General features: G+C 70.0%; 16 protein-coding genes. 8 read left to right on the forward strand and 8 right to left on the reverse strand.

From position 1 onward, the window contains the following. The first annotated feature begins 26 nt into the window (after nt 1–26). The 5 genes from flhF (at nt 27) to motD (ending at nt 4,857) form a co-directional block, all read left to right on the forward strand. Nucleotides 27–1,463, forward strand: a complete 1,437-nt coding sequence (flhF, locus tag CCZ27_RS05040) for a flagellar biosynthesis GTPase FlhF (protein ID WP_096446126.1) — start codon at nt 27–29, stop codon at nt 1,461–1,463. Nucleotide 1,464: 1 nt separating this feature from the next. Beyond that, nucleotides 1,465–2,274, forward strand: coding sequence for a MinD/ParA family ATP-binding protein (locus CCZ27_RS05045; protein ID WP_232516567.1), 810 nt, complete (start codon nt 1,465–1,467; stop codon nt 2,272–2,274). Between the two features lie 118 nt (nt 2,275–2,392). Beyond that, on the forward strand, nt 2,393–3,163 hold the full coding sequence (locus CCZ27_RS05050; protein WP_096446128.1) for an RNA polymerase sigma factor FliA: 771 nt from the start codon (nt 2,393–2,395) through the stop codon (nt 3,161–3,163). A 29-nt stretch (nt 3,164–3,192) separates the two neighbouring features. After that, nucleotides 3,193–3,933, forward strand: a complete 741-nt coding sequence (locus CCZ27_RS05055; RefSeq protein WP_096446130.1) for a flagellar motor protein — start codon at nt 3,193–3,195, stop codon at nt 3,931–3,933. Between the two features lie 39 nt (nt 3,934–3,972). Then, nucleotides 3,973–4,857, forward strand: coding sequence for a flagellar motor protein MotD (gene motD / locus CCZ27_RS05060; RefSeq protein ID WP_096446132.1), 885 nt, complete (start codon nt 3,973–3,975; stop codon nt 4,855–4,857). Between the two features lie 72 nt (nt 4,858–4,929). Here motD and parC read toward each other — a convergent pair whose 3' ends face one another. Beyond that, on the reverse strand, nt 4,930–7,344 hold the full coding sequence (parC, locus tag CCZ27_RS05065; protein WP_096446134.1) for a DNA topoisomerase IV subunit A: 2,415 nt from the start codon (nt 7,342–7,344) through the stop codon (nt 4,930–4,932). 284 nt (nt 7,345–7,628) lie between these two features. On the opposite strand from parC, the gene CCZ27_RS05075 reads away from it, so the two are divergent. Continuing rightward, the gene (locus CCZ27_RS05075) at nt 7,629–7,934 is read left to right on the forward strand and encodes a HigA family addiction module antitoxin (RefSeq protein ID WP_096446136.1); all 306 of its coding nucleotides are present in this window, start codon (nt 7,629–7,631) and stop codon (nt 7,932–7,934) included. A gap of 148 nt (nt 7,935–8,082) precedes the next feature. On the opposite strand, the gene vapC is transcribed toward CCZ27_RS05075, so the two are convergent. From vapC to CCZ27_RS24620, 7 genes are all read right to left on the reverse strand, one after another. Then, the gene (vapC, locus tag CCZ27_RS05080) at nt 8,083–8,517 is read right to left on the reverse strand and encodes a type II toxin-antitoxin system tRNA(fMet)-specific endonuclease VapC (RefSeq protein ID WP_232516568.1); all 435 of its coding nucleotides are present in this window, start codon (nt 8,515–8,517) and stop codon (nt 8,083–8,085) included. Nucleotides 8,518–8,522: 5 nt separating this feature from the next. Further along, nucleotides 8,523–8,753, reverse strand: coding sequence for an antitoxin (locus CCZ27_RS05085; protein ID WP_096446140.1), 231 nt, complete (start codon nt 8,751–8,753; stop codon nt 8,523–8,525). A 58-nt stretch (nt 8,754–8,811) separates the two neighbouring features. After that, nucleotides 8,812–10,785, reverse strand: a complete 1,974-nt coding sequence (locus CCZ27_RS05090; RefSeq protein ID WP_096446142.1) for a DNA topoisomerase IV subunit B — start codon at nt 10,783–10,785, stop codon at nt 8,812–8,814. A 64-nt stretch (nt 10,786–10,849) separates the two neighbouring features. Continuing rightward, nucleotides 10,850–11,341, reverse strand: a complete 492-nt coding sequence (locus CCZ27_RS05095; RefSeq protein WP_096446144.1) for a flagella synthesis protein FlgN — start codon at nt 11,339–11,341, stop codon at nt 10,850–10,852. Between the two features lie 43 nt (nt 11,342–11,384). After that, nucleotides 11,385–11,693 carry a flagellar biosynthesis anti-sigma factor FlgM gene (flgM, locus tag CCZ27_RS05100; protein ID WP_096446146.1) on the reverse strand — a complete coding sequence of 103 codons (309 nt, stop codon included), beginning with the start codon at nt 11,691–11,693 and terminating at the stop codon, nt 11,385–11,387. Nucleotides 11,694–12,013: 320 nt separating this feature from the next. Further along, nucleotides 12,014–12,394, reverse strand: coding sequence for a flagellar basal body P-ring formation chaperone FlgA (gene flgA / locus CCZ27_RS24615; protein WP_332460899.1), 381 nt, complete (start codon nt 12,392–12,394; stop codon nt 12,014–12,016). Next, nucleotides 12,394–12,765 carry a hypothetical protein gene (locus tag CCZ27_RS24620; protein WP_332460896.1) on the reverse strand — a complete coding sequence of 124 codons (372 nt, stop codon included), beginning with the start codon at nt 12,763–12,765 and terminating at the stop codon, nt 12,394–12,396. Before CCZ27_RS24620 ends, flgA begins: the two co-directional genes overlap by 1 nt. A gap of 222 nt (nt 12,766–12,987) precedes the next feature. On the opposite strand from CCZ27_RS24620, the gene flgB reads away from it, so the two are divergent. After that, complete coding sequence (gene flgB / locus CCZ27_RS05110) at nt 12,988–13,392, forward strand: flagellar basal body rod protein FlgB (RefSeq protein WP_096446148.1); 405 nt, start codon at nt 12,988–12,990, stop codon at nt 13,390–13,392. Nucleotides 13,393–13,412: 20 nt separating this feature from the next. Beyond that, nucleotides 13,413–13,820 (forward strand): flagellar basal body rod protein FlgC, encoded by a 408-nt coding sequence (gene flgC, locus CCZ27_RS05115; protein WP_096446150.1) that lies wholly within the window; start codon nt 13,413–13,415, stop codon nt 13,818–13,820. Nucleotides 13,821–13,840: the final 20 nt, after the last annotated feature.

Genomic DNA, 13,840 nt, shown 5'->3' on the forward strand with positions numbered 1-13,840 from the left:
GGCGTCCGGCCGCCGGGAGAGACGCCATGAACGTGAAACGCTATTTCGCCCCCACTGCACGCGAGGCCCTGCGCACGCTGAAGGAGGAACTCGGTCCGGAAGCCATCGTGCTGTCGAACCGCGCGGTCGAAGGCGGCGTCGAGATCGTGGCCCTGCCCGGCGACGCGGTCGGCGCGCTGCAGGCTGCCGCCGCCAGGGCGCGGACCGGTGCCGCGGCTGCCGCGCCCTCGCAGCCGGCGATGCCGCAGCCCGCAGCCCGGCCCGCGACCGCGCCGGCCGCGGACGACGCCGATGACGATTTCCGCGTCAGCCTGTCCGACCTCGCGGCGAGCGCGCGGCGCGGACAGGCGAGCGCCGCCCGCGCCGCGGCCGAACCGGTGATCCGCCCCTTCGATCCGCCGCGCATCGAGACGCCGGATTTCCTGCTCGCCGCCCAGGCGGCCACGGCGGCCCGTCCGCGCCCGGCCGCCACGCCCGAGGCGCCGCAGGCGTCGGTCGCGGCCGAGAGCCGCGTGCGCGAGCTGCAGGAGGCCAATGCCCGCCTGATGGAAGAACTCACCGGCATCCGCGGCATGATCGAGCGCCAGCTCGCCGGCTTCGCCTGGGGCGACACGCGGCGCCATGCCCCGTCGCGCGCCGCCGTGATGGGCGAACTGCTGGAAGCCGGTTTCTCCGCGGATTCGGCGCGCAGGCTGGCCGAAGTGATCAAGGACGGTGCCACGCCGGCCGAAGCCCGGGCATCCGTGCGCAAGGCGCTGGACAGCCTGCTGCGCGCCCGCTCGGGCGCGGACGACCTGATCGAACGCGGCGGCACGTATGCGCTGGTGGGGCCGACGGGGGTCGGCAAGACCACCACCGCCGCGAAGCTCGCCGCCCGCTGCGTCGTGCGCCACGGCGCCGGCCGGCTCGCGCTGGTCACCACCGACGGCTACCGCATCGGCGCGCAGGAGCAGTTGCGCATCTACGGCCGCATCCTCGGCGTACCGGTGTTCGCGGTGCGCGACGGCGCCGAACTGCGCCAGACGCTGGCCGGCCTGCGCGACAAGCACATGGTGCTGATCGACACGATGGGCATGAGCCAGCGCGACCGCATGGTGTCCGCGCAGGCCCGCATGCTGAACGAGGCCGGCGAGGTGCGCCGGCTGCTGCTGCTCAACGCCACCTGCCGCGGCGACACGCTCGACGACGTGGTGCGCGCCTACCGGGGCGGCGACCTGGCCGGCTGCATCGTCACCAAGGTGGACGAGGCGGCCTCGCTGGCGCCGGCGGTCGACGTGGCGATCCGGCGCAAGCTCGACATCCTGTTCCTGGCCAACGGGCAGCGCGTGCCGGAGGATCTGCACCTGCCCAACCGCGCCTATCTGCTGCACCGCGCGATGCGCGAGCAGGCGGCGGAATCGCCCTGGCATCTGCACGACGACGAAGCCGGCATGATGCTCGCGGCGGCCGGCGCGGGAGCCTGACATGGCCGATGCGCGCGAAGACCAGGCGGCCGGGCTGCGCCGGCTGTTCCGCCGGTCGCCGCCCCAGGTGGCGGCCCTGTATTCGGCCGGCCGGCTGCGTGCGGAGAACGCGGTGATGGCCGCCCACCGCATCGCCGGCCATGCCCTGCGCGTGCTCGTCATCGACGAGGCCGAAGGGGAGGCCGGGCTGGGCGGCGCGCTCGGCCTGGGTGCCGGGCCGGACCTGCTGCAACTGCTCGACGGCCGCACCCTGCTGTCGTCGGTGGTGCAGCCGGTGCCGGGGCTGCTCGGCCGGGTTCCGGCAGCAGCGGCGGCGCTCACCCTGCCGCTGCTCGACGATGCGCGGCGGACCTGCCTGTTCGAGGCCCTGCGCATCCTGCATCGCCATGCGGGGTTCGTGCTGATCCACGCCGACGGCGCCGCCGCCGCCGAGCCTTCGGCTCTCGTGCATGCCGCGCCGCGCCGCCTGCTGGTGGCGGAGGCGAGCGCCTGCGGTGCCACCGAGGCGTACCAGGCCATCAAGCAACTGGCTGCCGGCGGGGCGGGTTCGGTCGACGTCGCGGTGTGCCGTGCGCGCGGTAGGGCCGATGCCGCCGCCTTCTTCGCCAGCCTCGACACGCTGGTGCGCCGCCATGTCGGCGTGCCGCTGGCCTGGCTCGGCGAAGTCGAGCGCGACGACCTCGCGGCCGGGCTCGCCCGGCCTGTGCTGGCCGCACGGCCCGGCCGGCCCGCGGCGCCGGCCGCGCGGCGATACACCTCGTGGGCGCGGCTGCCCGCCTGCGGCACGGCGGACGCGCGGTCGCACGGATGACAAGCCTGACCGCCGCCGCTGGTAATGCCTGCGACAGTGCGGGAGAATGCAGTCCCGCAATCAGGATGGCGGTGGCGAGTGCGCCTTCCCGCCGCAACAGGACACACAGGCCGACCGGATGTACGACGCAGCAGGAAAACTCGACAAGGGGCACCTCGTGGAAGCCTATGCGTCGCTGGTCAAGCGCATCGCGTTCCAGTTGATGGCGAAACTGCCGGCGAGCGTGGACGTCGATGACCTGATCCAGAATGGAATGATCGGGTTGCTGGATGCCATCGGCCGTTACGAAGAGGGCCTCGGCGCGCAGTTCGAGACCTACGCGGTGCAGCGCATCCGCGGCGCCATGCTCGACGGCCTGCGCGAGAACGACTGGCTGCCGCGCAGCCTGCGCCGCGACATGCGCCGCATCGAGGCCGCCATCCACGCGCTCGAGCAGCAGCACGGCCGCCCGCCGTCGGAGACGGAGCTGGCCGACTCGCTGGGCGTGCCGCTCGCCGAATACCAGCAGATGCTGCAGGACGCGCGCGGCCATCAACTCGTCTATTTCGAGGATTTCGCCGAGGGCGATGGCGAGGACTATTTCGAGCGCCACCTCGGCCAGCCGGAGGCCAATCCGCTCGTCATCCTCGAGGATGCCGACATGCGCGCCAATCTCGTGCGCGCGATCGACGACCTGCCCGAGCGCGAGAAGCTGGTCATGGGGCTGTACTACGACGAGGAACTGAACCTGCGCGAGATCGGAGAGGTGCTGGGCGTGACCGAGTCGCGCGTCTGCCAGCTCCACAGCCAGGCAGTGGCCCGCCTGCGCGCGCGGGTCCTCGGCGTCGGCGCCCCGGCCGGCAGCGGTGCGCGCCGCGGCCGCCCGCCGAAAAGGCCGGCGCAGATCTGATGCGCAAGGGATGAAGGGGCCGCTCGCGCATGGATAGCATCAGCCTGGTCGGCGTCACCCTCGGCCTTGCCGCCATCCTGGTCGGCCAGTCGCTGGAAGGCGGGCACATTTCTTCGCTGCTGCAGCCGACCGCCTTCATGATCGTGGTCGGCGGCACGCTGGGCGCCGTCATGCTGCAAAGCCCGCTGCGTACCTTCGTCGAGGGCGTGCGCATGGTGCGCTGGGTGTTCGTGCCGCCCGCCGTCAGCCACGAGGAGATCATCACCCAGGTTTCCGGCTGGAGCCAGATCGCACGCAAGGAAGGGCTGCTGGTGCTGGAGAACCGGGCCACGGCGGTTGGCGATCCCTTCATGCGCAAGGGGCTGCAACTGCTGGTCGACGGCGTGGAACCCGGCCGCCTGCGCGAGGTGCTGGAGGTGGAGATCGGCGTGTGGGAAGCGCAGATGCGGCAGGCGGCGCGGATCTGGGAAGGCGCGGGCGGCTATGCGCCGACGATCGGCATCCTCGGCGCGGTGATGGGGCTGATCCACGTGATGGAGAACCTCACCGATCCGTCCAAGCTGGGCTCCGGCATCGCCGTGGCCTTCGTCGCGACCATCTACGGCGTGGGGCTGGCCAACCTGGTGTTCCTGCCGATCTCCAAGAAGCTGATGTCGCACATCTCCACGCTGGCGACGATGCGGGAGATGTTCGTCGATGGCATCGTCGGCATCGCCAACGGCGACAACCCGCGCATCGTCGAGAGCCGCATGCGCGGCTACGTGGCCTGACCGGCCCGGCACGCCGCGGCGACAGGAGCGAGATCTTCCATGGTTCGTCGGGACAGGCGCGAGCGCAGGAAGGACGTGGAGCAGGACAACCACGAGCGCTGGCTCGTGTCCTATGCCGACTTCATCACCCTGCTGTTCGCCTTCTTCGTCGTGATGTATTCGCTGTCGTCGGTGAACGAAGGCAAGTACCGCGTGCTGTCGGACTCCATGGTCCAGGCTTTCCGCAACATCAACCTGAACGACAGCGGGCAGCAGATCGTCGTGCAGCCGATCACCATGGCGCCGGCCACGCCGTCGACGCCGGAACAGGAGGCGCAGCGCCGCGACAACGCGCAGCGGCTGCGCAGCATGGCAGACGAGATCCGGCGCGTGCTTTCGCCGCTGACGCGCGACGGGCAGGTCAATGTGTCCGAAGGCGCCTTTGGCATCAGCGTCGAGATCAACGCCAGCCTGCTGTTCGCGCCGGCGGAGGCGGTGCTCGGCGCTGACGCGGCCGCCGCGCTGCGCTCGGTGGGGCAGGTGCTGGCGCCGGCATCCTTTCCGATCACGGTCGAGGGGCATACCGACAACCGGCCGATCTCCACCGTGCGCTTTCCGTCGAACTGGGAACTCTCGGCGATGCGCGCGGCCTCGGTGGTGCGGCTCTTCATCGAGACGGGCGTGTCGCCCGACCGGCTCACCGCCACCGGCTACGCCGACCAGCGCCCGGTGGCGCTCAACGGTACGGAGGAGGGGAGGGCGCGCAATCGCCGCGTGACCATCCTGATCGAATCGCGCACGGCCGACGCTGCGCCCGGCGCGCCGGGCCAGATCGCGCCGGACGATCCGATCAGCGCCATCCTGCCGCCTGCTCCTGCTCCCGCGCCGGCCGAACCGGCGACCGGGCCGGCGCCGGACGCCGCTGCGGCTACCGCGCCGCAATAGCGCGCCGGGAGGCCGGCGCGGGACGGCCGCGGCGGCCGTTCGCCGGTTACCCCGCCCCGGCCCGGCCCCGCCTCAGCGCATCCGCTCCGGCTTGATCCTGGGTGCCAGCGGGGCGCCCTTGCGCGCGCGGCGATGGCGCAGGGTTTCGCGCTGCGCGGGCTTCAGGTCTATCGTCACCGCCCTGCCGCCGCGACCCGTGCCTTCGATCGCCAGCATGGCGTCGTCCGCCGGCGCGGCCACCGCGGCCAGGGCCTCGCCTTCGTCGAGCGCCATCACGATGACGCCGCGTCCGCCGCTCTGCGTCTTCATCTCCGGCAGCGGGAAGACGAGCAGGCGGCCGTTTTCCGAGGCAGCGGCCACCCAGTTGCCCTGCACCCTCGCCGGCGCCAGCACCTTCTCGCCCTTTTCCAGGCTCATGAACGCCTTGCCGGCGCGCTGGCGGCTGGTGGCGTCGGCCAGGCTGCACTGGAAGCCGTAGCCGCCGCTGTTGGCGAACAGATACGTCGCCTCCGGCGCGTCGGCGACGACCTGCGCCAGCTTGCCGCCATCCTGGAACTCCACCAGCGTGGCCATCGGCACGCCGTCGCCGCGGCCGCCCGGCAGATCGGAGACCTTCACCGTGTAGGCGCGGCCGTTGGTGTCGATGACGACCAGCGGCCAGGTGGTGCGCGTCTCGATCACCGCAAAGCCGAAGTCGCCGGCCTTGTAGCCGATCGCCGCCGGGTCGATGCCGTGCCCCTGGCGCGAGCGCACCCAACCGTTCTTCGACACGATCACCGTCGCCGGCTCGTCCGGCACGCTGATCTCGGCCGGCGCCACCGCGGCGACGGCTTCCACCAGGGTGCGGCGGTCGTCGCCGTACTTCTTCATGTCCTCGCCGATCTCCTTCAGGATCAGCTTCGTCATCGCCGGGCGGTTGTCGAGCACGTGCTGCAGGCCGTCGCGCTCTGCCTTCAGTTCGGCCAGTTCCTTCTCGATCCTGAAGCCTTCGAGGCGGGCGAGCTGGCGCAGGCGGATCTCGAGGATGTCCTCGGCCTGCACGTCGGTCAGGCCGAAGGCGGCGATCAGCGCCGGCTTGGGTTCGTCGGATTCGCGGATGACGCGGATCACTTCCTCGATGTGCAGGAAGGCGATCATGCGGCCTTCGAGGATGTGGATGCGGCGGTCGACCTCGTCCAGGCGGTGGCGGGTGCGGCGTTCGACGGTGACGTAGCGGAAGTCGATCCACTCGCGCAGGATCTGCACCAGGTTCTTCTGCTGCGGCCGGCCATCGCGGCCGATCATGGTCATGTTGACCGACACCGAGGTCTCGAGGCTGGTGTGGGCCAGCAGCACCGCCATGAACTCGTCGCGGCCCTGGCGGCTGGACTTGGGCTCCAGCACGATGCGCACCGGCGCCTTGTCGCTGGATTCGTCGCGCACGGTGTCGAGCACGCCGAGCATGAGCTGCTTGAGGTTCTTCTGTTCCTGCGAGACTTCCTTCTTGCCGGCGCGCGGCTGCGGGTTGGTCAGCGTCTCGATCTCGGACAGCACCTGCGCGGTGGAGACGCCATGCGGCAGCTCCTCCACGATCACGCGCCACTGGCCGCGCGCAAGCTCCTCGATGCGCCAGCGCGCGCGCATGCGCAGGCTGCCGCGGCCGCTGGCGTAGGCGTCGCGGATGGCCTCGGGCGAGGAGATCAACTGGCCGCCGCCGGGGAAGTCCGGCCCGGGCAGCATGGGCAGGATGTCGGCCAGCGTCGCGTCGGGGTGGCGGATCAGGTGGCAGACGGCTTCCGCGACTTCGCGCAGGTTGTGCGGCGGAATCTCGGTCGCCATGCCCACCGCGATGCCCGAGGCGCCGTTCAGCAGCACGAAGGGCAGGCGCGCGGGCAGCAGTTGCGGCTCTTCGAAGGCGCCGTCGTAGTTGGGGAGGAAGTCCACCGTGCCGCGGTCGATCTCGGACAGCAGCAGTTCGGCGATCGGCGTCAGGCGGCATTCGGTGTAGCGCATCGCCGCGGCGGAGTCGCCGTCGCGCGAGCCGAAGTTGCCCTGGCCGTCGACCAGCGGGTAGCGCAGCGAGAAGTCCTGCGCCACGCGCACCATGGCGTCATAGACGCTGGTGTCGCCGTGCGGGTGGTACTTGCCGATCACGTCGCCGACCACGCGCGCCGACTTCACGTGCTTGGACACGGGCGACAGCCGCATCTCGCTCATCGCGTACAGGATGCGGCGCTGCACGGGTTTCAGGCCATCCTCGACCTGCGGCAGCGCGCGCGATTTCACCACGCTCATCGCGTAGGCGAGGTAGGCGCGTTCGGCGTAGCGGTCCAGCGGCAGCGCGCCGTCGGGCATGGGCGCGAGCGGGGCGGGCGGTGTGGCAGGCGGGGCCGGGGGCGCCGTGGCGGCCGGTGCTGGCGGAGGCGGCTGGTCGGGTGCGGGACGGGCGGGCTGGCTGGCAGGTGAGGGCGCGCTGTCGCCGAACAGGTCGGGAATGTCGTTGCTCATGGGAAATTCAGCGGAACTCAGGGCCGGGGCAAGGACCAGCCATGGCTGGCAGTACCCCGGAAAGGGGGCGATCTTACCCCGTCAGGGCGACATGACGCGAGCCGGCCGCGGGCCGAAATCGCCGAGGCTTGTCCTGGGGTGGGGACGGGCTACGATAGGACGAAGGCGGGATCGCGTCGGGCAGCACGGTATCCGCATGGACGACCAGTGGCGTTTGTGCTTCACCTGGACCGAACTTGGGCCCGAGAGCGTCGAGATCGTTGATTACCATTGAGGATACCGACATGGCTACCAACAACATGCGCCCGATCCATCCGGGCGAAGTGCTTCGCGAGGAATACCTCGTTCCGCTCGACATGAGCGCCAACGCGCTGGCGATGAACCTTCACGTTCCGGCGCCGCGCATCAACGACATCGTGCGCGAGCGCCGCAGCATTACGCCGGATACGGCCCTTCGCCTGGCCCGGTTTTTCGGCACCACCCCGCAGTTCTGGCTGAACTTGCAGGCGGCTTACGACCTGAAAAAAGCCGAAGCCGAGGCTGGTGCATCGATCGAGCAAGAAGTGCGTCCGATGCACGCTGCCGCGTGATCGCACTTGCTCCGACTCTCCGGGTTCATCAGGCAACCGCCGACTCGATCGATGGCCCAGTCCCTCGTTTCCTCCCAGGTGGAGGACAAGGCAAGGCTCGAACAGCCGGCCAAGGTCTGGTATCGACAACCGCAATTGCGCTGCCCGTTCAGCCGGTTGCCGCGAGGTAGGGTGCCGGTGGTTCGGAGAGCAGCGGTTCGATCCAGTTCTCCAGCATCAGGCCGGCGACGCGCTGGAACTCGCGCGTATCGTTTGTGACCAGTGTGGCGCCCAGTGCCAGGGCGTGGGCGGCGATCTGGGTGTCGAGCGCGCCGATGGGCTGGCCGCGCCGTTCCAGGTCGGCACGCAGGTCGGCGTAGCGCCACAGCACCCGTTCGTCCAGGGGGGCGATCTCCAGCGGCAGCAGAAAGGTTTCCAGCGCCGCGCGGTTGCGCACCGATCCGCTCTTGGCGACGCCGTAGGCCAGTTCGGTGGCGGTGACGATGGAGATGCCGACCTCGCCGACGGCACAGGCATCGAAACGCCGGCGCACCTGGGGCGGACGGTGGTTGATGAGGTAGATGCAGATGTTGGTGTCGAGCATGTACCTCACGGCAGCAGTGCCTCGCGCGCGTCCTGGGGCGGCTGTTCGCGTTCCATGACGAAGCCCGGCTCGAATGCTTCCAGACCCTGGAACAGCGTATTCCAGCCGTGGCGCGGCAGCAGCACCACGGCGTCGCCGACGCGCTTGATGAAGACTTCCTCGCCGTCGAAGCGGTACTCCTTGGGCAGCCGGACGGCCTGGCTGCGGCCGTTGATGAAGAGCTTGGCGGTTTCCACGCGGGCCTCCCGGGTGAGAATGGAATCTACCGGGAGTATATACCACTGGCGGGAAGGGTCAAACGTCCGCTTCGACCGAGTCTCCCTTTTCCTCCATCCACGCCCGCCGCCCGGACGCTTCGCCCTTGCCCATCAGCAGGGTGAACATCTTCAGCGTTTCGTCCAGGGCCTCGCTGCGCACCTGCACCGGCAGCACGCGGCGGGTGGCCGGGTCCATCGTGGTTTCGCGGAGCTGGTCGGGGTTCATCTCGCCCAGGCCCTTGAAGCGGCCGATCTCGATCGCGTCGGGCTTGAAGCCTTCCTTCTCCAGGCGGTCGCGGATGGCGGCGAGTTCGCCTTCGTCCAGCGCATACAGGCGGCGCGGCGGGCGCTTCTTGCCCTGGGCCGGCACGTCGACGCGGTACAGCGGCGGCTGCGCCACGTGGACGTGGCCACGCTCGATGAGTTTCGGGAAGTGGCGGAAGAAGAGGGTGAGCAGCAGGGTCTGGATGTGGGCGCCGTCGACGTCGGCGTCGGACATGATGACGACCTTGCCGTAGCGCAGGCCGGACAGGTCGACCTCGCTGTCGGCGCGGTGGGCGTCCACGCCCAGCGCGACGGCGATGTCGTGGATCTCGGCGTTGGCGAACAGGCGGTCGGGGTCGATCTCCCAGGCGTTGAGCACCTTGCCGCGCAGCGGCAGGATCGCCTGCGTTTCCTTGTTGCGCGCCATCTTGGCCGAGCCGCCGGCAGAGTCGCCTTCCACCAGGAAGAGTTCGTTCTCGCCGATGTCCTCCGACTCGCAGTCCGACAGCTTGCCGGGCAGCACCGCCACGCCCGAGGTCTTCTTCTTCTCGACCTTCTGCGCGCTCTTCTGCCGCGCCAGCGCCTGCCTGATCGACAGTTCGGCGATCGCGCGGCCGGCGTCGACGTGGTTGTTGAGCCAGATCTCGAAAGGATCGCGCACCTGGCTGGAAACGAGCTTGACCGCCTCGCGCGAGTTGAGCTTTTCCTTCACCTGGCCCTGGAACTGCGGGTCGAGCAGGCGCGCCGACAGCACGAAGCTCATGCGCCCGCACACGTCTTCCTGCTGCAGCTTGACGCCGCGCGGCAGGAGCGTGTGATGGTCGATGAAGGATTTCATCGCCTCGAACACGCCCGCGCGCAAGCCGGATTCGTGCGTGCCGCCATTCACCGTCGGGATCAGGTTCACATAGGATTCGCTCGGCACCGGCGACTCGTACCAGGCCAGCGCCCAGGCCGCGCCCTCGCCGGGGGCGAAGGTGGGGTCGTCCTTGCCGGCGTACTTCTCGGCGGTGAAGATCGGCGCCGCCGCTTCGGCATCGGCGGCGAGTTCCTTCAGGTAGCCGGCGAGTCCTTCGGGGTAGGTCCAGGTCTTGGTGAGCGCCGGCGCGTTCGCCTGCTCGATGTCGAGCCGCACATTGACGCCGGACAGCAGCACCGCCTTGGAGCGCAGCAGGCGCTCGAGTTCGGCCATCGGCACGCGCGGCGATTCGAAGTACTTCGCATCCGGCCACACCCGCACGCGGGTGCCGGTCTGGCGGCCGCACTCGCCCTCGATGCGCAGTTCGCCGATGGTTTCGCCACCGTCGGCAAAGTCGATGCGATGGATCCTGCCGTCGCGCCGCACCTCGACCTCGATGCGGGTGGACAGCGCGTTGGTCACCGACACGCCGACGCCGTGCAGGCCGCCGGAAAATGCGTAGGCGGAGTTGCCTTCGCGCTTGTCGAACTTGCCGCCGGCGTGCAGCCGGGTGTAGGCGAGCACCACGACCGGCACGCCTTCGTCGGGATGCAGGCCCACCGGGATGCCGCGGCCGTCGTCGGCCACCGCGACCGAGCCGTCGAGGTGCAGCGTGACGTGGATCTTCTTCGAGAAGCCGGCGAGCGCCTCGTCGGCGGCGTTGTCGATGACTTCCTGGATGATGTGCGCCGGACTGTCGGTGCGGGTGTACATGCCGGGGCGCTCGCGCACCGGCTCAAGTCCTTTCAGGACGCGGAAGGAGGATTCGTCGTACTGTTTGCCTGCCATGCTGCGGCGCCGTTCGGTTTCACGAAGGGCGCAAGGATAGCAGAGGCGGGGACTGGAAGAATGTTCAGGCGCTGCCGAGCATGCGGCCGCCGTGCGCAGGATGGGTCTGGCCGTCGGCGTCGTAGAGCTGGGGATGGTCGGCCGCCGCGAGCAGCACCGACAGTGCGGCCTGGTTGGCGGCCATGCGCTCGACGATCAGCCTGCCGTTGATGGCGTTGCGGTCGTGCGCGGTGCGCGCCAGTTCCAGCAGTTCGTCCCAGCGTGCCAGCACGCGCGGCAGGCCGGCGCACAGCTCGCGCATCGACGCGTCGGAATCCGGGCGGCCGAGGCGGGCGAGCAGCAGGGCGCGATCGTCGTGCAGGCGTTGCAACTGGCGGTAGCGGTCGCTCTTTTCCTGCGCCAGCGTGACCAGGGCGTCGCTGTCGCCGGCGACCAGCAAAGCCTCCTCGCGTTCGAGGATGGCGATGAACTCGCGCAACTGGATGAACTCGGCCTCGACGAGCAGCGCAAGCCGCTGCGTGTCGGCGGGGGTGGGTGCCTGGGGCGGGCGGTTCATCGCCTGTCTGCGCTGCGTGTTCCTGCCGGTCCGGGCGCGCCGCTCAGCCCTGCCGGCCCAGCATCTCGCGCACGCTGGCGATCAGGCCGTCGGCGACGCGGTCGGCATCCACCTTGAAGCGGCCGTCGGCGATGGCCTGGCGGATCTCGTCCACTTTCTTCTGGTCGATCACCGGAGTTTCGGCCATTGCGGCCTCGGCCTTCTGCAGGCTGGACGACAGCGACGACAGTTCGACCTTGTCCGACGCGGTGGCAACGGTCGCCGGCACGTTCTGGCCGGCGACGGCGGGCCGGTTCCTGGCCTCGTTCGCGCTACCGGCCGCAACCGGTTTTCCTGTGTTCTCGATTTTCATGATGCTTTCCCGGACAGTTTGTCTCAGACGGGGTAACGGCGAACCTTGACGAAACTTTAGCGCGGAAAACCGGAATTTCTACTCGGTATGCGCGAAGGGGCCGGGCGATTGCATGCATGCCTGGAATCCGGTCTGGTGGCGGGGATGCGTTCCGCGGGCTGCGGAACTCGCCCTCGCTGCGCTCGGGGCTCGGACAGTCCTCGCCCGCTCCACGCATCCCCGCCACCAGACCTGCCGTGTCGCGCCATCCGGGCGGATGAAGAACCATCGTCGATCGTTCTGCCTGGAGCAGCTCACGCCTTGAGCATCGGGGCTCCATCTCAGAACGCGACCTCGACGCTGCCGCCGGCCTGCGCGGTGCCGGTCACCACCTGGCCGTTGGGCATTCTCACGCGGACGGACTCGCCCGGCGCGGCATTGTTCAATGCCCGGCCTTCGCTGGCGACGCTGAATCCCGCGCCGGCGCTGATCACCCGTACCGGCTGCCCCTGCTGCACGGCCGGCGGGATGCGCAGCATCGCGCTGCGCAGCGGCACGTCCGACGCGACGGCATGGCGCGCATGGTGGCCGATCGCCTGCGCGGCATCGGTCAAGGTGTCGCCGGGCAGGGCGGCGAGGTCGCCGTGGCGCAGTTCGATGTCGTCCGGCCCGACGATCTGCGCCGCGCGCAGCGGCCGCTTCGTCACCAGGTGGTCGGCCATCACGGCCACGCTGGCCTGCAGGTAGGCGGTCCACGCGACCGGCGAGTCGCAGCGCAGGCCGACGCTGATCTGCCCCAGGCGCGGGTGCCGGCGGGCAGGAAGGGGGTCAGCGCCGCGCAGGGCGGCAACTGGTTGCGTGCGTCGAGCGGGCTCACCGTGATCCGGACCTGCCCCGGCAGGCCGCGGGTTTCCCGCTCCAGGAAGGTCCGCACGGCGTCGGCCGCCGCCTCGGGCGGCTGCTGCGCGCGGACCGCAGGGGCGTGCAGCGACAGGGCGAGCGCGCCGCAGGCGAGGGCGGCGGAGAAGCGGGATCCCGGAAAGGGATGGCGTGGGGGCCGCGCGCGGAGCGCGCATCTGGGCTGCTCGTTCATGGGCGCGATTGCATCATGGCGCGGCAGCCCCGGGCAACCCGGCGGCAAAGATTGCCGCCGGTGCCGCCCGCCGCGGCGAAATTGGCCGGGGATTCCTCGCCTTATCGGCCGACGGCCGCCGCCGGCGGGCGGCTAGGATCGCTGGCATGGAAGCTGCACGGTTTCCGCAATCAGCCGTGGCCCGGCCGTTCCGGGCGCGGCGCCAGAATCCGGGGTGAGGCGATGAAGACGCTGCTCGACAAGCAAATGGGTTTCCACCTGAACGCGCTCAACCTGCAGGCCCATCGCCAGCAGTTGCTCGCTTCGAACATCGCCAACGCCGACACCCCCAACTACAAGGCGCGCGACGTGGATTTCCGCGCCGCGCTGCAGGGGGCGCTGGCGCAGCAGGCCGGCAGCGTGGCGCTGGCCACCACCCGGCCGGGCCACATCCCGTCCGCCGATGCCGGCCCGTTCGAAGGCTTCACCGGCTACCGCACCGAGCTGCAGTCGGCGGTCGACGGCAACACGGTGAACATGGACGTCGAGCGCGCCGCCTTCGCCGAGAACGCGCTGCACTACGAGGCCAGCCTCACCTTCATCAACGGCATGCTGCGGTCGATGAACACCGCGATCAGCGGCCAGTAAGCCGATACCGGGGACCGATCATGAGCATGCTCAACGTCTTCCAGATCGCGGGGTCGGCGCTCAATGCGCAGTCGCTGCGGCTCAACACCACCGCGTCCAACCTCGCCAACGCCGACAGCGTGGTCGGCGAGGACGGGCAGCCATACCGCGCCAAGCAGGTCGTCTTCGCGGCCAGGCCGGTCGCCGCGGGGGACGCCTCGGTCGGCGTGCAGGTGACCCAGGTGGTGGAGAGCACGGCGCCGATGCGCCTCGTCTATGAACCCGCGAACCCGGCCGCCAACGCCGAGGGCTACGTCGAGATGCCCAACGTGAACGTGGTCGAGGAGATGGTGAACATGATCTCCGCCTCGCGCTCGTATCAGAACAACGCCGAGGTGATGAACACGGCACGGACCTTGCTTCAGCGCACCTTGCAGATCGGACAGTAAGCGCCGACCGGCAATGGACA

Source organism: Thauera sp. K11, from assembly GCF_002354895.1.
Taxonomy (GTDB): Bacteria; Pseudomonadota; Gammaproteobacteria; order Burkholderiales; family Rhodocyclaceae; genus Thauera; species Thauera sinica.